The following is a 19,198-nucleotide window of genomic DNA, read 5'->3' on the forward strand; positions in this document are numbered from 1 at the left end:
CAATCGAGACACTCAACCGCGGCTTTGCCTGCGATGTAGTCGCATGTGTACAGTCGTGGATGGCCATGGCGTAGACAGTCGACTACACCGGCGGGAGCGGAGGGTGCAGCAGACATGAGCGGCGATATTCGTGTGGTGGAGCCGGGCGAATACACGTCACCCGCACACCCTCCAGAGCTCAAAGACATTCCCTGCGCCGACGGACGACGGCTGCCACCGGGTCCGGTACCCGGCCGCCCCTATGCCTTGCCTGCAGATCTTCTCGTCGAAGAGTTCGGTCCGCTGTTCTACGCGGATTTCGGGATTTCACGCCGGCTGTACGCCTGCTCGCTGGAACTGGTCGAGGAGCTGTGCGACGAAAGCCGGTTCATGAAGGGCATCACCGACCGGCTTGACCGATTCCGGCCACTGGCGGGCGACGGGTTGTTCACCGCCTACCCGGGCGAGGCCAACTGGCAGAAGGCCCACGATGTTCTGCTGCCCGGCTTCAGCTTCAGCGGTCTGCGCAACTACCACCCCGCGATGCTCGATATCAACCGTCAGCTCATTGCCCGCTGGGACGAGAGCGCAGGCAGGCACCTCGTGGACGTGGCCGAGGATCTGGGCAAGCTCGCCATGGACACGGTCGGGCTGGCCGGGTTCGGGGCGAGGTTCGACTCCTACCAGCAGGAGGGTCTTGCGGCCATTCCGGCGAGCTTCGCCATTGCGCTGCACCAGATGCTGGCTCCGGAAGGCGAGAACAGCGACCTGTTCGCGGCCGAACAGCAGAAGCTACACACCTTCATCGACGAGCTCATCGCACGGCACGAGGACGGTGCGGATGAGCATGAGAACCTGCTCGGGCTCATGCTCGCACCCGGCACCCCCCAGACCCCGGCGCTGGAGCTGAGCAGTGTTCATTTTCAGGTGCTGACGTTCTTGATCGCCGGCCAGGACACCACTTCCACGGTGATGCCAACAGCGCTCTACAGCCTGGTCAAAAACCCTGCCGTGCTGCACCGGGCACAGGCCGAGGTTGACGCGCTCTTCGGGCCGGAAGACGAACACACCCCCACGTTCGACGAGATCGGCAAGCTCCGCTATATCCGTCAGATCGTGGACGAGACGCTGAGGCTTTCGCCCCCGGTCCGCGAATTCGACCGAATGGCAACAGAAGACACCCTGCTCGCCGGGCGCTACCCGGTGCGGAAAGGCGAGGTCGTCACCGTCCTCACCACCGCGCTGCACCGGCAGCCCCAATGGGGCGACAACGTGGAGACTTTCGATCCAGACCGGTTCTCGCCGGAAAGATCGGCAGGGCGGCCGGTGAACCTGTTCAAGCCCTTCGGCACCGGCGCCCGGTCTTGCATCGGGCGGCAGTTCGCGCTGCACGAGGCGACGATGGCCATCGCGGCACTGGTACACAGATACCGCTTCATCGACTCCGAGCACTACCAGTTGCGAACCCAAAGTGATCTCATCCGGAAACCGGTGGGCTTTCGGATGAGCTTGGCACGACGCACTTCCCAAGACCGCCAGCATGAATCGGCCGCCACAGCCGCCGTTATGCCGCAGGAGTCCCCGCTATCGGTGCTCACCGCCGCGCCGGGATCGGCGCTGACCGTCTTCCACGGCTCAAACCTGGGCACCTGTCGAGCACTGGCGCACCAACTGGCCGAAGAAGCTTCCGATCTCGGCTACCGGACTACCGTCGCCCCGCTGAACGAAGCGACACAAGCCCTGCCCGGCGAGGGCACCATGGTTGTCGTGGCCGCCTCCTACAACGGTCAACCCACTGACGATGCCCGGCAGTTTCTCACCTGGCTCGATAGCGCAGACGCTCGTGTGGACGGCGGGCTGCGCTATGCAGTGCTCGGCGTCGGGGATCGGAACTGGGCCGAGACGTACCAGGCGGTGCCTCGAAGAATCGATGAACGACTCGCCGCGATCGGCGGCACGCCGATTGTTTCCCGTTGCGAGGCCGATACTTCCGGTGATTTCGCGGGTAGCGTCGAGTCTTTCTCGCAGGCACTCTGGACCTCGTTGGGCACGGTTGCCGGTGCGGATACACCCACCGGCACCCTCGAGGGGCCCCTGTACGAACTCCGCGCCATCGACGGGCCCGTGACAGCGGCAATCGATGCTCGGTTCGAAGTGATACCCATGACGGTTCTGGAGAACCGGGAATTGGTTGGCGCCAATAACCCACTGGGACAGGCCAAGCGGCTGGTACGTGTGGCATTGCCCGTCGACGTCGAGTACCACACCGGGGACCACCTCACCGTCCTCGCAGATAACCTGCCCGAAGTCGTGGACAAAGCTGGCGAGTTACTCGGCCTCATCCTGGACCGGCGCATCTCCATCAACACCCGGCGTAACAGCCGACGAGCCATTGCACTGGACCGCGAGGTAAGTGTGCGCGAGCTACTCACCCACTTCCTCGAACTGCGCAAGCCGGCCACCAGAACGCAGCTGCTCCGCCTGGCCGCGGCGAATCCCTGCCCACCGGAGCGATCCGCGATGGAGGCGCTCGCCGAGCATCCGGAGACGCGATCGCTCGGTATCGCGGGGTGTCTCATGGAGTTTCCCGCCACCACGCTGTCTCGCGCCGAGCTTCTTGAACTGTTCGAACCGATGACACCACGGCACTACTCGATAGCGTCCTCTGCCCGGCAAAGCCCGGGGATCGTCGAGCTCGTGGTCAGCGTGCTCGATGCCCCCGCCCGCTCCGGCTTCGGAGATTTTCAAGGAGTGGCATCCAACTATCTCGCCAATATCAAGCCAGGACAACAGATTCGAGCACGGGTCGACCAGGCCCGGCAGGCATTTCGGGCCGGGGCCGCCCCCGCCCGGAATGTCATCTTGGTCAGTGCCGGTACCGGAGTCGCACCGTTCCGGGGATTTGTCGGTGACCGGCTGGCCGCACAGCGCGCCGGCGAGCCGTTCGCTCCGGCGCTCTGCTTCTTCGGCGTCCGGCATCCGGAAGTCGACTACCTGTTCCGAGACGAGTTCGCAGCCGCGGAACAGTCGGGCGTGGTCCACATGCGCCCGGCGTTCTCCCGCGCATCCGAGAACGGCATCAAGTACGTACAAGACCGGATTGCCGCCGACGCGGACGACATCTGGGATCTGCTCGGCGATCCTGCCAAGCAGACGCACGTGTACGTCTGTGGCGATGGCGGCAAGATGGCCCCTGCCGTCCGAGAAGCATTCTTGGATATCTACCGGAGGCACACCGGCGCCACCGAGCCTCAGGCGCGAAACTGGCTTACCGGCCTGGTCGAGGCCGATCGCTATGTGGAGGATGTCTGGACCGAGTGAGACCCATGGCAGCCCGGTCTCGGCGGCACGTAGTGTTTGTTGAAGGTCCCTGACTCTTCAAGCGGGAGTACACCGATGCGCAGACGCACCTTTCTCCGATCCGGCTCCGTGGCATTGCCCGCTGTGGCTCTGGGCTTGTCCACAACCGGAACCGCCCACGCCGATGTTCGCCCTACCGGGTCAATTGCGTACCCGTTCAGTGCCATTGACGTACCTGCGAAAAGCGCGCCGTGGACCCTGGAAACGGACCGCGCTGCGCTGCTGGTTCACGATATGCAGCACTACTTCGTGAAGGCATATGCGCCACATACCGATCCCATCGGCACCGTGCTGAAGAACATCAGGAGCCTGCTCGACGTCGCGCATGCACGCGGCATGCCGGTGCTCTACTCAGCGCAGCCCGGAGGTATGACACCGGAGCAGCGCGGACTCTTCGGCCAGCTGTACGGGCCGGGCATGCCAGATGACGACGCCGAGCGCGCGATTGTCGATCCCATAGCGCCGATGGCCACGGATACCGTTCTGACGAAATGGAAGTACAGCGAGTTCTTCCGCTCTGAACTTCTGGAGATTCTGCGTAACGCCAACCGCGATCAGCTGATCATCGTCGGCGTCTACGCCTTCTCCGGAATCACCGTGACATCCGCCGATGCGGTCCAGAACGACATTCAGGCGTTCATCGTCTCCGATGCTGTCGCGGACTACACCGCTGCGGGGCACAACCAGGCGCTAGCCTGGTGCGCGGAGCGGACGGCCAAGATACTGACCACGAAGTCGGCGCTCGCCGCGCTCGGCAGCTCGTAGTCACCCGCCGACATCACGAAGGCCGCCTGCATATCTCACGCAGGCGGCCTTCGTGATGTTGCCTAGACCAGTGCGGGCACCGTGGCCAGTGCCTGGGCGACACCGGAGACGATCGCGGCGATCTTGAGTGCCTCGAGCACCTGCTCGCGTGTCAGTCCGGCTTCACGCAGCACCTTCTCGTGCGAGCCGACACAGAAGTGACAGCCGTTGATCGTCGAAACCGCGAAGGACCAGAGCTCGAACTCGGCCTTGTCGACACCGGGGTTGCCGATGATGTTCATCCGCAGACCCGGGCGCAGGTCGTCGTAGGCTCCGTCTAGGAAGCCGCGACCCCGGTAGAACACGTTGGTCATCGCCATGATGGACGCCGCGCCCAGCGCAGCATCGAGGGCCTCCGGAGCCAGGATGCCCGCGGCCTCCTCGCGGATCTCCTTGAACACCTGCTCGTTCCGAGTGGCGGCCGCCGTGGCGACCAAGGTGCCCCAGAGCTGACTCTGCGAGAGCACGGTGCCGCGGGCGACCGTGCCGAGGTTGAGCTTGAGGTCCTTGGCGTACTCGGGCAGCGCTTCCTTCAGGTTTTCAATAGACACAGTTACCCAATCCTCCTAAACACCCGCGCTCATCAGTTCGCCCGCGTCGATCGTCGGATCACCCTTGCGCCAGTTGCAGGCGCACAACTCATCGGACTGCAGCGCGTCGAGGACACGCAGCACCTCGTCAACGTTGCGACCAACGGAACCCGCTGTGACGGAAACGAACTGGATGATGTTGTCCGGATCGATGATGAAGGTCGCGCGGTCCGCCACGCCGTCGGAGTTCAGTACACCGGCGGCCTCGGCCAGCTCACGCTTGAGGTCGCTGAGCATCGGGAACGGCAGGGTCTTGAGGTCCTCGTGCTGAGCGCGCCACTGGAAGTGCACGAATTCGTTGTCCACCGAGGCACCCAGCACCTGGGTGTCGCGATCGGCGAACTCGTCGTTCAGACGGCCGAACGCGGCGATCTCGGTGGGGCACACGAAGGTGAAGTCCTTCGGCCAGAAAAAGATCACACGCCACTTGCCGGGGTGGTCGTCACTGGTGACGGTGGTGAAGTAGTCGTCGGGCTGCTGCGCGTTCACCTTCGACAGATCGCCGCCGATGACCGCAGTCAGGTTGTAGGCCGGGAATTCATCGCCGATGGTCCGCAGAGTCACGATCCTTCTCCTTTACGTATTCGCTGAATGCTTACTGGCACCATCGTGCCGGAAATCTTTCGAAAATAAAACGTGATTGTTGGCACTATATTGATAGGTATGTCCGATCGTAGTTATCAACCGACCCTGGTCGGCCTGCGCGCTTTCGTGGCTATTGCACGGAAACGCCACTTCGGCAGCGCCGCCGCCGAGCTCGGGGTGAGTCAGCCCTCGCTCTCACAGGCCCTCTCCATGCTCGAAGAGGGATTGGGCGTGCGACTCATCGAACGCAACACCCGCACGGTGCTGCTCACCCCCGAGGGCGAGACACTGCTGGGAAAGGCCGCCTCCACCCTCGACGCGGTCGATGAATTCACCTCTGCAGCAAGCGGAGTTCGCGATCCCTTCGCGCAGACACTGCGGCTCGGCCTGATCCCCACGGTGGCGCCCTATGTGTTGCCCATGGTGCTCAGCGGCCTGTCCCGTGAGTTCCCCGAGATGTCGTTGCGGGTCACCGAGGACCAAACCGGACGGCTGCTGCGGTCATTGGCCGACGGATCCCTGGACGTGGCCGTCATGGCGCTGCCCGCGCAAACTCACGGCATGGCGGAAATCCCCATGTACCGGGAGGACTTCGTCCTGGCGCTACCGTCCGGGCACCCGCTGGCAGGCAGCACGAACGTCGAGCCCGCCGATCTGGCCGATATGCCGCTGCTGTTGCTGGATGAGGGGCATTGCCTTCGCGATCAGGCCCTGGAGGTCTGCCAGCTCGCCGGTGTGCGCCCCGATCTCGGCCACACCCGCGCGGCCTCCTTGGCCACCGCCGTGCAATGCGTCGAGGGCGGGCTGGGGGTCACGCTGATCCCGGGCACCGCCGTCACCGTCGAAACCGCGAGCGGCGGACTGGCCACCGCGACCTTCGCCGCACCGGTACCGGGGCGACGGATCGGTCTGGTGTACCGCGCGATCAGTGGACGCGAGGACGCCTACCTGCGGCTGGCCGAACTACTGACCCGACTCGTCTCGGCCGTGCATCCGGTATCCGCCGAAGCGGCCTAACGCCAACGCGCCAGGATCTCCTCGGCCCGCGTCGACAGCGCCCGCTGAAAGAAGGGCCCGAAGCTGATCCGTCCCACACCCAGCGGACCGAACGAGGCCGGGTCATCCACGTCCGGCAGCGCGATCGCGTTGACCGGCAGCGGAAGTTCAGAGGTCAAGCGCCGCTGCACATCCGGCTCGTGCCGACCGACCGGGTACAGCGAATCGGCACCGGCCTCGGCGGCGAGCTTCAGTCGCGCGATGGCCCGATCGACGCGATCGGATTCGTCTCCGATCTGCCGCAGCAGAATGTCGGTGCGCGCATTGAGCACCAGCGGGACACCGGCTTGATCGGCAGCGACACGAAGTGCGCCAACCAGATCCGCGTGCTCCTGCGGTTCCCGAATCCGGCCGCCCTCGCTGTGCACCGTGTCCTCGATGTTCAGACCGGCAGCGCCCGCCTCGATAAGCCCCTCAACAATGCGCTGCGGCGTCTGGGCATATCCGGACTCGATGTCCACCGACACCGGCAGGTCGACCGCTGCCGTGATCTGCGAGACCCGAGCCAGCACGTCCTCGAACGACATGCCCTCGCCGTCGGGCTTGCCCACGGAATCGGCCAGCGGATGCGACCCCACGGTCAGCGCCGAGAATCCGGCATCCGCGGCGAGCTTGGCCGACCACGCATCCCACACCGTGGGCAGGAACACCGGATTACCGGGAACGTGCAGTGACTTCAGCAGAGAGGCCTTGGCAGCGAGATCTGTCATGCCTACATCCAACCCTGTTGCGAGCGGATTTACTCCAGCGATTCGGACACGGAGCCACGACGCGCCATGAGACGCGCGACCGCGTCGTGCATGTGCTCGTCGATGAGTCGAAACGCGGCGGGCGCATCGCCGGCACCGATGGCCGCACAGAGCACCTCGTGTTCACGAACCTGCTCAGTGAGATCCGAGTAGGTGCCCTGCAGCTCGCCCAACAACATCCGCGTCTCCAGCAGCAGCGTGCGCATCGCCCGGCGCAGCCGCGGGCTGCCGGAGCAGTCGACCAACACCTCGTGAAAGTCCTGATCGGCGTCGGTGACCGCGACGAGGTCTCCGCGCGTCGCCGCCTCTGTCATCACCGCCACCGGGACGAGCAGGCGCCGGTAGGCAGTGACGGTGTCGCCGGACATGATGCATTCCAGCGCAGCGCGCTCGATCGCCGCCCGAGACCGGTAGACGTCGTGCACGTCCTCATCGGTCAGCTCGATGACGAAGATGCCTCGATTGCGCTCGCTACGCAGCAGACCCTCGGACACCAGACGTTGCATGGCTTCACGCAGTGGCCCGCGCGACACCGCGAACTGCGCCGCCAGCGACGCCTCCCCCAACTGCGCGCCGGGCGCCAGCACGCCCCGCATGATCGCGATCCGCAACCGCTCGGCGATCAGCTCCGCCGTCGACTGCCGTTCCAGGGGCGCGAACTCCTCAGGTACCAGCGTCGTCATGTCGTCTCCTGAAAAGCCGCCCCAAACCCGGAAAATCGGGCACCTCTTTGATTAATCGCAAACCTTCCCACACCGTCACCTGGTTCGCGGTCAATACCGCCTTGCCCAGCCGCGATTCGAGCCGCTCGACATGCGCGATGGTGTGCATGGCGGTATCCGGGATCAACAGCGCCTCGGCGTCCGGATGATCATGAGCATCGGCCAGCTCGTCGATCTGATCCGCCGTGAGCCGGCCTACCTCGGCAGCGGTGTCAATGCCCGCCTCGCCCATCGACACCACCTCGATACCGTGCGCGGCCAGAAACGCGACGAACAGCTCCGCGATGTCCCGCGGATAGCTCGCCGCCACCGCCACCTTCGAAACCCCCAGTGCGGTGGCTGCATTGACGAAGGCGAAGGACGTGCTGGACGCGGGTGTACCGCTGTGCTCCGACAGGCCCGCCACTTGCTCGGCCGCGCCCTGCGGGCCGTACACAAAACTGCCGGAGGTGCACGCCCAGACGACAGCGCCGGGCTCGTGGGGACGCAACAGTCGAGCACCCTCGGCGAGCCTTTCGGGGCTTCCCAGATCCAGCAGTTCGGGAACCGCGTGCAGGTCCGTGCCGTAGATGTGCACGACGGGGAAGTTCATATCCAGCTGCCGGGCCACCAGCGGGTAGTCCGACTCCGCAGCGTGATCCGGGTAGATGAATCCCACCGTCGGCGCGAAGGGCCGTCCACCGGACACCATCAGGTACCTCCTCCGAATACGTCGCGGAGCCACTTACCGGGCCCCATCATGGGAAGACTCATCCGGTCCAGACAGGCCCAGATGGTCAGTTGATTGGCGGTCAGTACCGGCTTACCCAGCAGCCGCTCCAACGGCTCGATGACGTCGTAGGTCCGCAGGTTGGTGCAGCTGACGAAGATCGCCTCGGCATCATCGGTATCGGCGGCCAGAATCCGCTCGGCGACGGTGCGGTAGTTCACCTTCCAGATGCCGCCGCCCAGGCCCAGGTGATCCGTACGCACCACCGTGACGCCCAGCTCCCCCAGAAACTTGGCCAGCAACTCGGTCAACTCGGCGTCGTACGGGGTGATGACGCTGATCCTGCCGATACCCAAGGCGGTCACTGCCTCGGCCAGCGCGCCCGAGGTGGTGACCGCGGACTTGGCGCCTGCCGCCATGATCGCCTCGACCAGCGATCGCTCGTGCTCGACTCCCCGGATAAAACTGCCCGAAGTACACAGGTATGCAACGACTTCCGGTTCGACGTGCAGAACATCGCGGGTGGCCGCCTGCAGGTGGCCGGTGTTGGACACCAGCTCGGCCATGGCGCGGCTCACTGGCACCGGCTCATAGGGCGTGCGGGCCAGGTGCAAGGACACCTCGGCCGGCACCCACCGCCACAACTCACGTTCCAGCGCCAGGTCGAAGGGCGCAATGATGCCGATGCCACGCTGGTCAGCCGCCTCCGAGAAGTCGGGAAGAGACGAAAAATCCACCGGCAAGACCTAACACTCGCAGCATCGCTCTACGCTCCGAGCCACCACTCAGATTGTTGACAATCATACGATATCTTCATACGGTGTCAACGTGAGCGCGCGCCCGATTGTTGCGGTGCAGCACGCCGCCACAGCGGTACCCGACCGTCTCGCTCCCGTGACCGCGGCCGCCGAAGTACGCCTCGTGGAATCCGATCAGTTGGCGACGGCGCTGCCCGGAGCCGAGATCCTCTTCGTGTACGACTTCCGCTCGTCCGCACTGCGCGAAACATGGTCTGCCGCAGACTCGCTGCGCTGGGTGCAGATCGCATCGACCGGTGTCGATCCGGTGCTGTTCGACGGGCTCGTCGAGAGCCAGGTGGTGCTCACCAACTCGCGCGGACTCTTCGAGCGGCCCATCGCCGAGTACGTGCTGGCACAAATCCTGGCCTTCGCCAAGGATATTCGCCGCTCCACCCGCGCACAGGCAGCGCTGAGCTGGCGACACTTCGAGTCGGAGTCCATCGCGGGCTCGCCCGTCGCGGTGCTGGGAACCGGACCCATCGGCCAGGAGATCGCCGCCCTGCTGACCGCCGCGGGCATGCAGGTCACGGTGCTGGGCAGGGCCGAATCTGCCGATTTGCCTTCGCATGTGCGCGAGGCCGAGTACCTGGTGCTGGCAGCACCCCTTACCACGCAGACGCATGGAATAGTCAATGCGCGCGTGCTCTCGGCGATGCGACCGACCGCCCGGCTGATCAACGTGGGGCGGGGAGAACTGGTAGGCACCTGGGATCTGGTGTCCGCACTGAACCGAGGCGATATTGCCGGCGCGGCTCTGGATGTCACCGATCCCGAACCGCTGCCGGTCGGACATCCCCTGTGGCGCACACCGAATACGTACATAACGCCGCACAACAGTGGTGATGTCCACGGTTGGTCCGACCGTCTTCAGGACCAGTTCGTCGTCAACTTCGAGCGCTATCTCCGGGGCGAGGAACTTCTGAACATCGTCGACAAGGACAGGATGCACGGCAATGCATAAACCGACCGACCCCACCGAGATGACGGCCCTGGAGCTGGTGGCCGCCTACACCTCGGGAGAGCTGTCTCCGGTGGAGGCAACCGCGGCGGTACTGTCCCGGATCGCGCAGACCGACAGCACCATCAACGCCTACTGCCTTGTCGACGAGGAAGCAGCCCTGGCCGCCGCCACCGAATCCGAAGAGCGCTGGCGCGGCAACTACACCCGCGGGCTGCTCGACGGTGTGCCGATTTCCATCAAGGACGTGTTCCTCACCCGCGACTGGCCCACCCTGCGGGGCAGCGGACTGGTCGATCCGGCCGGGCCATGGGAGGTGGACAGCCCTGCCGTACAACGAATCCGGGCCGACGGCATGGTCATGGTCGGCAAGACCACCACCCCCGAGTTCGCCTGGAAGGGCGTCACCGACAGTCGTCAGCGCGGGGTCACCCACAACCCGGTAGACCCCCGCCGCACCGCCGGCGGATCGTCAGGCGGCAGCGCGGCTGCGGTGGCCGCGGGCATGGCGCCCATGTCCATCGGCACCGACGGTGGGGGCAGTGTCCGCATACCCGCCAGCTTTTGCGGCGTGGTCGGTTTCAAGCCCACCCACGGTCGCATCCCGATGTACCCGATCAGCCCGTTCGGCCCGCTGGCGCATGGCGGTCCGATCACCCGGACCGTCGAAGACGCTGCGTTGCTTATGGACATCATCAGCCTGCCGGATCACCGCGATCCCACCTCGCTGTCGCCGACCCTGACGACCTACCGCTCACAGGTATATCGCGATATGACCGGGCTCGACATCGCGTACTCCCCCACGCTCGGGTATGTCGACGTCGACCCCGAGGTCGCCGGCTTGGTGGAGAATGCGGTGAACGCACTCAATGATGCCGGGCTGCCGGTCACGCACGCCGACCCCGGCTTCACCGACCCGATCGACGATTTCGAAACACTATGGGCCGCAGGCGCGGCCGCCAGCCTGAACAACTACGGCTCCGTCGATGACGTGCGCGCGGGCATCGATCCCGGGCTGGCCCAGATGTGGGACGCCGGACTCGGCGCCTCGGCCACCGAATATCTGGCAGCGCGCAACACCTGCGTGCGGCTGGGCGTCATCATGGGCGCTTTCCACGAGGTGCACAACGTGCTCATCACGCCGACCGTGCCGATCCCCGCCTTCCCTGTCGGCGCGGACGTCCCGCCGAACTCCGGGATGCGCTGGTGGGCCGAATGGACACCGTTTACCTACCCGTTCAACATGACTCAGCAACCTGCGTTGTCCATCCCGGTGGGCAACACCTCGGCCGGCCTGCCCGTCGGCATGCAGATCGTGGGCCCACGGCACAGCGATGATCTGGTGCTCGCGGTGGGCCATTTCGCCGAGCGGGTGCTCGCGGGCTAAGCCCGCGCGAAGGCCAGCTGCTCGCCCTGAACCCCGGTGAGCCACAGGTCCTGGCAGGCGGCGGCGACATCGGCCAGGCCCTCTTCGATGGTTGCGAACACGTTGCCGGGCACCCAGCCCGCGTCGCCATTGATCAACAGATTGTTCCGGCCGTAGAAGATCGCCAGATCGGTGGCACCTTGTGCCGAGTGGGCTTCCGACCCGGGCTCGTACCCATAGGCGGGGTTCCCGATCTCCCAGGGTTCGAAACCGAAGAAGCACACGTCGCCGGGTATCGGCGTGACGGTCGGGTTCTCACGACCCGGCGCCGGGAGCAGCGGCGGAAGCAGCGTGTACACCTCGTTACGCGCATACTTGGCGTGATAGGCCTGCCCGGCCAGTGGTAGCGAATTCCACACCGTTTCACAGGTTCTCGGTGCTTCGGCATCCAGTAGTCGCGCGCGGCAGGTGACGCCCCGCTGGGTCAGCGTGATGGAGATGTAGCGATCCATCACAGCCCCGCCAACACGGTGCTCCAGATGCCGAGGGCATCGGATACCTGGTCGGCGGTCACCACCAGAGGTGGAATCATCCGCACCACGTTCATGTGTGGGCCACACATGAGCAGCAGCAGACCGCTTTCCGCCGCCGCTGCCTGCGCACGGGCCGCCAGCTGTGCCGCCGGTCGGCCATCCTGGCTGAACTCGACACCAACCATCAGCCCGAGCCCGCGCACATCACCGTCGATTCCCCTATCCGCGGCGATCTTTCGCGCACCGTCGAGAAGTTCCCGACCCCGTGCCCGCGCGTTTTCGACAAGGCCTTCCTCTTCGATCACGTCGAGAGTGGCCAGCGCCGCCGCGCACGCGACGGCGTTGGCGCCGTAGGTGCCGCCCTGCGATCCCGGCCAGGCGCGCCCCATCACCTCGGCAGAGGCAGCGATGCCTGATATGGGGAATCCGCTCGCGATTCCCTTGGCCATCACCAAGATATCCGGCGTGACGCCGAAGTGCTGATGTCCGAAATACTCTCCGGTGCGCCCGAATCCGGTCTGCACCTCGTCGAGCACCAAGAGGATGCCGTGCTCGCGTGCGCGCTCGGCGATACCGGTGAGGAACTCGGTATTGGCGGGAATGTACCCACCCTCGCCGAGCACCGGTTCGATGACCATCGCCGCCACCTGGTTGGGTGCGGTAGCGGTGGCGAACAGGTAGTCGAGCTCTTGCAGCGCGAACCGGGTGGCCTCGCCCTCACTCCAGCCGTACCGATATGCGGTGGGGAACGGTGCGGTGTACACACCCGCCATCAGGGGGCCGATGCCCGAAGAGAACCGCGGCCCCGACGTCGTCATGGTGGCGGCGGCCAGCGTGCGTCCGTGAAATCCGCCTTGAAATACAACGATATTGGGCCGCCCGGTAGCCTGGCGCGCCAACCGCATCGCGGCCTCGACGGCCTCACTGCCGGAGTTGGCGAAGAACAGCGAGTCCAGACCCGCCGGCAGCACGTCGCCCAGGCGCCGCACCAGGTTCTGCAGGGGACGATGCATCACGGTGGTGTACTGCCCGTGAATGAGCGTGGCCACCTGGTGCTGTGCCGCCTCCACCACCCGCGGGTGGCAGTGGCCGGTGCTCACCACACCGATACCCGCGGTGAAATCCAGGTATTCGCGGTCACTTTCGTCGTACAGATAGCAACCCTGGCCTCGCGCCGCCACCACGGGGGTGGCCTGCTTGAGAACGGGCGATAGCGCGGTTGCGGATGAGCCGCTTGCGCGAAGACCGACAGGCACGGCATCCCTTCCCTTGATCCAGCAGACCTATTGTCGATTGTTGACAATCTCCCTAGCATGGTGGCATGCATCCCGGCACAGTGTCTACCCCCCTGTCGGCCAGCACGTCGGTGGTCGCCAGCGCCCTTACCCACCAAGATCAGGCGGGGCACGGCCCCACCTTCGCCGTCGTGGACCCCGCGACCGAGGAGGTGCTGGCCGACGTCGCCGACATGGACGGTTCCGCCGCGGTCGCCGCGCTGGACAATGCCGCTGCCGCGCAGCGGTCCTGGGCCGCAACGACCCCGCAGCAGCGTTCCGACGTGCTGATGCGCGCCTACACGCTGATGATCCAGCGCACCGAAGACCTGGCCCTGCTCATGACCCTGGAAATGGGCAAGCCGCTGGCCGAATCGCGCGGCGAAGTCGCCTATGCGGCAGAGTTTTTCCGCTGGTTTGCGGCAGAAGCGGTGCGTCTGGACGGAGGCGTGATGCTGGCGCCCGACGGCCAGTCCCGGCTGATCGTGACGCACCGGCCGGTGGGAACGTGCCTACTGATCACCCCGTGGAACTTCCCACTGGCCATGGGGACCCGCAAGATCGGCCCCGCGCTGGCCGCGGGCTGTACCTGCCTGGTCAAGCCGGCCGAACAGACACCGCTGTCGATGCTCGCCCTCCTGGGCATTCTGCGTGAGGCAGGAGTGCCCGACGGAGTGGTATCTGTCGTCACCACCTCACACCCGGGATCCACCATGGCGCCACTGCTTGCCGATCCCCGGGTCCGCAAGCTCTCCTTCACCGGGTCCACCGAGGTCGGCCGCCATCTGCTGGCGCAGTGCGCCCCTACCGTCAAACGCACCTCCATGGAGTTGGGCGGTAACGCGCCGTTCATCGTCTTCGACGACGTCGACCCTGACGAGGCCGCCGCCGGCGCGCTGATCGCGAAAATGCGCAATATCGGCCAAGCCTGTACCGCCGCCAACAGAATCTACGTGCAACGCGGCATCGCAGGAGCATTCACCGAGGCACTCACCGCGAAACTCGGCGCACTTCGGGTGGGACCCGGCACCGAGCCCGGGGTGGACGTGGGGCCGCTGATCGACCCCGACGCCGTGGCCAAGGCCGACCGACTGGTCACCGACGCCCGGAAGCGCGGGGCCACAGTGCGACTGGGTGGAGAGGTGCCCGACGGCACCGGATACTTCTATCCTCCATCCGTGCTCACCGACGTGCCCGATGACAGCGACATGATGCGCACCGAGATCTTCGCCCCGGTCGCGGCGATAGCGAGTTTCGAGACGGAGGCGGAAGTGATCGCGCGTGCCAACGACTCTGAATTCGGTTTGGTGGCATACCTGTACACCAACGATGCCCGACGCGGATGGCGGGTTTCCGAAGCGCTGGAGAGTGGCATGGTGGGCCTGAATCGGCCCGTCGTATCCACACCTGCCGCCCCCTTCGGCGGGGTGAAACAGTCCGGGATCGGGCGCGAAGGCGGTTTCGCGGGAATCGAGGAGTTCACCGAGACCAAGTACATCGGCGCCGCCGTATGAGCGCGCGAATGCGGGTGGCCACCATTCCGGGCGACGGCATCGGTGTCGACGTCACCAGGGAGGCGGTCAAGGTGATGGACGCCGCCACCGGTGGCCGCATCGAATGGACCGAATTCGATTATTCCTGTGAGAGATACGCCAAGACTGGCGCCATGATGCCGGTCGACGCGCCGGAGACGCTCGCGGGGTTCGATGCGATTCTGCTCGGGGCCGTGGGATACCCGGGTGTTCCCGACGACGTGTCGCTGTGGGGTCTACTGATCCCCTTGCGGCGCGCGTTCAACCAGTACGTCAACCTACGACCGGTGCGCCTGTTGCCGGGCATCGCCTCACCCCTGGCCGGAATGCCCGCAGACGCCCTCTCCATGGTCATCGTGCGCGAGAACACCGAGGGTGAGTACTCGCCCATCGGCGGCGTCCACAATCGCGGCAGCCAGAACGAATTCGCGCTCCAGGAATCCGTTTTCACCCGCATCGGATGTGAACGCATCATCAGGTACGCGTTCGAACTCGCGGCCTCGGCGGGCTTTCGGGTCTGCTCGGCAACCAAATCGAACGGCATCATCCATTCAATGCCGTACTGGGACAGCATCTTCAACCAGATAGCGGCCGAATACCCGACGATTCCTTCCGTGTCCATGCATGTCGATGCGTTGGCCGCACGGATGGTCAGCGATCCCGGCAGCCTCGACGTCATCGTCGCCTCCAACCTCTTCGGCGACATCCTTTCCGATCTGGCGGCCGCCGTCACCGGCGGGCTCGGCCTGGCCGCATCCGGAAACATCAACCCCGAACGCACAGCGATCTCCATGTTCGAGTCGGTGCACGGATCGGCCCCGGATATCGCCGGACAGGGCATCGCCAATCCCGTCGCACAGATACTCGCCGGTGCCATGCTTCTCGATCACCTGAACGAGTCCGGCGCGGCCGACAAGATCCGCCTCGCCGTCGACCAGGTCCTGAGGGAAGGGCGCGTCCGTACTCCCGACCTCGGGGGCACCAACACGACCGAACAACTTGGCACGGCAATCGCAGAAACCGCTCGGTGATCTTGAATTAACTGACGACATCAGTGACTTGTGTCACTTTCGGTTCGGCTGTCCTGGCAAGATGGTTGTCGTAGCCTGTGATCCACGACACCTTCAGCCCAAGGAGTCCGATGTCGACGAAGACGGAGCTCACCGAGCTCAACCAAGCACTTGGCAGCCTGCGCCGCTGTGTCCACTCTCTGCAATCTCGTTATGGCGACCTGCCGGCCGTGCGCCGGATCGTCAACGACGTAGAGCGGCTGGACATCGACGCCGCTGACCTGGACCTCGCGCCGCACGAGCACCGGCTCGCCAGCAACGAGAAGATCCAGATCCCCGACACCGAGTACGACCGGGAGTTCTGGGGCGACATCGACGACGAAGGAGTTGGTGGCTACAGATGAGTCAAGCCACCGGGGTCTTCTCGCCTTCGCGTGCCCACATTCCGGAGCGCACACTGCGCACCGACAAGTGGTGGCTCGCACCGCTACTCACCAACCTCGGCCTGGCGACGTTCGTCATCTATGCCACCGTGCGGGCCTTCTGGGGTAGCGCGTACTGGGTGCCGCAGTATCACTACCTGACACCGTTCTATTCGCCGTGTGTCAGCACCGCGTGCGCCCCCGGGGCCAGCCATTTCGGACATTGGGTGGGCGAGCTGCCCTGGTTCATCCCGATGGCATTCATCTCGCTGCCATTCCTGCTGGCCTTCCGGTTGACCTGCTATTACTACCGCAAGGCCTACTACCGATCGGTCTGGCAGTCACCGACGGCGTGCGCGGTCGCCGAACCTCACGCGAAGTACTCCGGTGAAACGAAGCTGCCGCTGATCATGCAGAACATCCACCGCTACTTCTTCTATGCCGCGGCGCTCATCTCTGTCGTCAACACCTACGACGCCATCGTCGCCTTCCACTCCGAGGAAACCGGCGGCTTCGGGTTCGGGCTGGGCAACGTGATCCTGGTGACCAACGTGGTTCTGCTCTGGGTGTACACGTTGTCCTGCCACTCCTGCCGCCACGTCACCGGTGGGCGACTCAAGCATTTCTCCAAACATCCTGTCCGATATTGGATCTGGACCCAGGTCAGCAAGCTGAACACCCGGCACATGCTGTTCGCCTGGATCACCCTGGGCACTCTGATCCTCACCGACCTGTACGTCATGCTCGTGGCCAGCGGGACCATCTCCGACCTGAGATTCGTTGGTTAGCAATCAAAGTCATATCCACATCCGCCAAACACACTGGGGTTAATTAATGGCTGAACTCGAACGGCACCAATACGACGTGGTCGTGATCGGTGCCGGCGGCGCCGGCCTGCGCGCCGTCATCGAGGCACGCGAGCAGGGCTTCAAGGTCGCGGTGGTCTGCAAGTCACTGTTCGGCAAGGCGCACACCGTGATGGCCGAGGGCGGCTGCGCGGCGTCGATGGGCAACGCCAACGACAAGGACAGCTGGCAGGTGCATTTCGGTGACACCATGCGCGGCGGCAAGTTCCTCAACAACTGGCGGATGGCTGAGTTGCACGCTCGGGAGGCGCCGGACCGGGTCTGGGAGCTGGAAACCTACGGCGCGTTGTTCGACAGGACCAAGGACGGCCGGATCAGTCAGCGCAACTTCGGCGGCCACACCTATCCGCGGCTCGCGCACGTCGGTGACCGCACCGGTCTGGAGATCATCCGCACCATGCAGCAGAAGATCGTCTCGCTGCAGCAGGAGGACTTCGCCGAGACCGGCGACTACGAGGCGCGCATCAAGATCTTCGCCGAATGCACGGTCACCGACCTGCTCTTGGACGGTGACCGCATCTCCGGCGCGTTCGGATATTGGCGAGAGAGCGGCCGTTTCATCCTGTTCGAGGCTCCCGCCGTGGTCTTGGCGACGGGCGGAATCGGCAAGTCGTTCAAGGTGTCGTCGAACTCCTGGGAGTACACCGGCGACGGACATGCGCTGGCGCTGCGCGCCGGCGGGACGCTGATCAACATGGAGTTCATCCAGTTTCACCCGACGGGCATGGTCTGGCCGCCCTCGGTCAAGGGCATCCTGGTCACCGAGGGCGTGCGCGGCGACGGCGGTGTGCTCAAGAACTCCGAGGGCAAGCGGTTCATGTTCGACTACATCCCCTCGGTGTTCAAGGGGCAGTACGCCGAAACCGAGGAAGAAGCCGACCAGTGGCTCAAGGACAACGACTCCGCGCGCCGCACCCCCGACCTGCTGCCGCGCGACGAGGTCGCCCGGGCCATCAACGCCGAGGTCAAGGCGGGCCGCGGTACCCCGCACGGTGGCGTGTACCTGGACATCGCCTCGCGTATCCCCACCGAGGAGATCAAGAAGCGACTGCCGTCGATGTACCACCAGTTCAAAGAGCTGGCCGAGGTCGACATCACCAAGGACGACATGGAAGTCGGTCCGACCTGTCACTACGTGATGGGTGGCATCGAGGTCGATCCCGACAGCGGGGCCGCGACGGTGCCCGGCCTCTTCGCGGCCGGTGAATGCTCCGGCGGCATGCACGGGTCAAATCGGTTGGGCGGCAACTCCCTTTCCGACCTGCTGGTGTTCGGGCGCCGCGCCGGCCTGGGGGCTGCCGACTACGTCAAGGGACTCACCTCTCGCCCACAGATCACCGAGGCCGACGTCGACAAGGCCGCCGCGCTGGCGCTGGCGCCCTTCGGCGACCCGGCGGCCGAGGGTGCCGAAAATCCGTACACCCTGCACACCGACTTGCAGCAGGCCATGAACGACCTCGTCGGCATCATCCGCACGGACGTGGAGGTCCAGGAGGCGATCAATCGCCTGAACGAGCTCAAGGAGCGCTTCAAACACGTTGCGGTGGAGGGGCACCGGCAGTTCAACCCGGGCTGGCACCTGGCCATCGACATGCGCAACATGCTGCTGGTCAGTGAGTGCGTGGCCAAGGCTGCACTGCTGCGCACCGAGAGCCGAGGCGGGCACACCCGCGATGACCATCCCGACATGGATGCCACTTGGCGCAAGACCCTGCTGGTGTGCAGCACCACCGGCGGCGATCCGGCGGTGCCCGATGTACTCGTCACACCCGAGCCGCAGATCCCCTTACGCCCAGATCTTTTGGAACTTTTCGAGATCAGCGAGCTGGAAAAGTACTTCACGCCCGAAGAACTGGCGGACCACCCAGGAAGGAAGTCCTGAC

18 protein-coding genes are annotated in these 19,198 nt (G+C 65.1%); 10 read left to right on the top strand and 8 right to left on the bottom strand.

All coding sequences use genetic code 11. The features are described from left to right. The first annotated feature begins 114 nt into the window (after window positions 1–114). On the top strand, window positions 115–3,300 hold the full coding sequence (locus MYCSP_RS20820; RefSeq protein ID WP_088414987.1) for a bifunctional cytochrome P450/NADPH--P450 reductase: 3,186 nt from the start codon (window positions 115–117) through the stop codon (window positions 3,298–3,300). 75 nt (window positions 3,301–3,375) lie between these two features. Next, window positions 3,376–4,104 carry an isochorismatase family protein gene (locus MYCSP_RS20825; protein WP_083014321.1) on the top strand — a complete coding sequence of 243 codons (729 nt, stop codon included), beginning with the start codon at window positions 3,376–3,378 and terminating at the stop codon, window positions 4,102–4,104. 62 nt (window positions 4,105–4,166) lie between these two features. Here MYCSP_RS20825 and MYCSP_RS20830 read toward each other — a convergent pair whose 3' ends face one another. Both MYCSP_RS20830 and MYCSP_RS20835 read right to left on the bottom strand, forming a co-directional pair. Continuing rightward, a complete protein-coding gene (locus MYCSP_RS20830) occupies window positions 4,167–4,694 on the bottom strand; it encodes an alkyl hydroperoxide reductase (protein WP_083014318.1) in 528 nt (175 codons plus the stop codon). Window positions 4,695–4,709: 15 nt separating this feature from the next. Beyond that, a complete protein-coding gene (locus MYCSP_RS20835) occupies window positions 4,710–5,297 on the bottom strand; it encodes a peroxiredoxin (protein ID WP_070911878.1) in 588 nt (195 codons plus the stop codon). A 99-nt stretch (window positions 5,298–5,396) separates the two neighbouring features. Between MYCSP_RS20835 and MYCSP_RS20840 the strand changes: the two genes are divergently transcribed. Beyond that, a complete protein-coding gene (locus MYCSP_RS20840; protein WP_083014315.1) occupies window positions 5,397–6,335 on the top strand; it encodes a hydrogen peroxide-inducible genes activator in 939 nt (312 codons plus the stop codon). Here the strand turns inward: MYCSP_RS20840 and MYCSP_RS20845 are convergent. From MYCSP_RS20845 to MYCSP_RS20860, 4 genes are read right to left on the bottom strand one after another with little or no spacing between them, the layout of a single operon-like run. Continuing rightward, window positions 6,332–7,084, bottom strand: a complete 753-nt coding sequence (locus MYCSP_RS20845; RefSeq protein ID WP_070911876.1) for an isocitrate lyase/PEP mutase family protein — start codon at window positions 7,082–7,084, stop codon at window positions 6,332–6,334. The two genes, MYCSP_RS20840 and MYCSP_RS20845, sit on opposite strands and share 4 nt — an antisense overlap. Before the next feature lie 29 nt (window positions 7,085–7,113). Beyond that, on the bottom strand, window positions 7,114–7,806 hold the full coding sequence (locus MYCSP_RS20850) for a GntR family transcriptional regulator (RefSeq protein WP_083014313.1): 693 nt from the start codon (window positions 7,804–7,806) through the stop codon (window positions 7,114–7,116). After that, window positions 7,787–8,536, bottom strand: a complete 750-nt coding sequence (locus MYCSP_RS20855; protein ID WP_083014310.1) for a maleate cis-trans isomerase family protein — start codon at window positions 8,534–8,536, stop codon at window positions 7,787–7,789. Before MYCSP_RS20855 ends, MYCSP_RS20850 begins: the two co-directional genes overlap by 20 nt. Next, window positions 8,536–9,291, bottom strand: coding sequence for a maleate cis-trans isomerase family protein (locus tag MYCSP_RS20860; RefSeq protein ID WP_070911873.1), 756 nt, complete (start codon window positions 9,289–9,291; stop codon window positions 8,536–8,538). Before MYCSP_RS20860 ends, MYCSP_RS20855 begins: the two co-directional genes overlap by 1 nt. Window positions 9,292–9,382: 91 nt before the next feature. Between MYCSP_RS20860 and MYCSP_RS20865 the strand changes: the two genes are divergently transcribed. Further along, entirely contained in the window at window positions 9,383–10,315 is a 933-nt protein-coding gene (locus MYCSP_RS20865; RefSeq protein ID WP_083336078.1) for a D-2-hydroxyacid dehydrogenase, read from the top strand. Continuing rightward, a complete protein-coding gene (locus tag MYCSP_RS20870) occupies window positions 10,308–11,699 on the top strand; it encodes an amidase (RefSeq protein WP_070911872.1) in 1,392 nt (463 codons plus the stop codon). The genes MYCSP_RS20865 and MYCSP_RS20870 overlap by 8 nt, the downstream gene beginning before the upstream one ends. Here MYCSP_RS20870 and MYCSP_RS20875 read toward each other — a convergent pair. Both MYCSP_RS20875 and MYCSP_RS20880 read right to left on the bottom strand, forming a co-directional pair. Next, a complete protein-coding gene (locus tag MYCSP_RS20875) occupies window positions 11,696–12,190 on the bottom strand; it encodes a DUF3830 family protein (RefSeq protein ID WP_088414989.1) in 495 nt (164 codons plus the stop codon). The two genes, MYCSP_RS20870 and MYCSP_RS20875, sit on opposite strands and share 4 nt — an antisense overlap. Continuing rightward, window positions 12,190–13,467, bottom strand: coding sequence for an aspartate aminotransferase family protein (locus tag MYCSP_RS20880; protein WP_162266277.1), 1,278 nt, complete (start codon window positions 13,465–13,467; stop codon window positions 12,190–12,192). The genes MYCSP_RS20875 and MYCSP_RS20880 overlap by 1 nt, the downstream gene beginning before the upstream one ends. Window positions 13,468–13,577: 110 nt before the next feature. Here MYCSP_RS20880 and MYCSP_RS20885 point away from each other — a divergent pair, with 110 nt between their 5' ends. The 5 genes from MYCSP_RS20885 to MYCSP_RS20905 all read left to right on the top strand — a co-directional run bounded on the left by MYCSP_RS20885 (window position 13,578) and on the right by MYCSP_RS20905 (window position 19,197). Continuing rightward, window positions 13,578–14,999: an NAD-dependent succinate-semialdehyde dehydrogenase gene (locus MYCSP_RS20885; RefSeq protein ID WP_207565760.1), complete on the top strand. Its 1,422-nt coding sequence runs from the start codon at window positions 13,578–13,580 to the stop codon at window positions 14,997–14,999. Then, the gene (locus tag MYCSP_RS20890; protein ID WP_070911869.1) at window positions 14,996–16,048 is read left to right on the top strand and encodes an isocitrate/isopropylmalate dehydrogenase family protein; all 1,053 of its coding nucleotides are present in this window, start codon (window positions 14,996–14,998) and stop codon (window positions 16,046–16,048) included. The genes MYCSP_RS20885 and MYCSP_RS20890 overlap by 4 nt, the downstream gene beginning before the upstream one ends. Window positions 16,049–16,158: 110 nt before the next feature. Further along, entirely contained in the window at window positions 16,159–16,431 is a 273-nt protein-coding gene (locus MYCSP_RS20895) for a hypothetical protein (RefSeq protein ID WP_043076317.1), read from the top strand. Next, complete coding sequence (locus tag MYCSP_RS20900; protein WP_088414993.1) at window positions 16,428–17,237, top strand: hypothetical protein; 810 nt, start codon at window positions 16,428–16,430, stop codon at window positions 17,235–17,237. Before MYCSP_RS20895 ends, MYCSP_RS20900 begins: the two co-directional genes overlap by 4 nt. Before the next feature lie 46 nt (window positions 17,238–17,283). Then, window positions 17,284–19,197, top strand: a complete 1,914-nt coding sequence (locus tag MYCSP_RS20905) for a fumarate reductase/succinate dehydrogenase flavoprotein subunit (RefSeq protein WP_083014297.1) — start codon at window positions 17,284–17,286, stop codon at window positions 19,195–19,197. The last annotated feature ends 1 nt before the right edge of the window (window position 19,198 follow it).

This window comes from Mycobacteroides saopaulense (genome assembly GCF_001456355.1).
Lineage (GTDB): Bacteria > Actinomycetota > Actinomycetes > Mycobacteriales > Mycobacteriaceae > Mycobacterium > Mycobacterium saopaulense.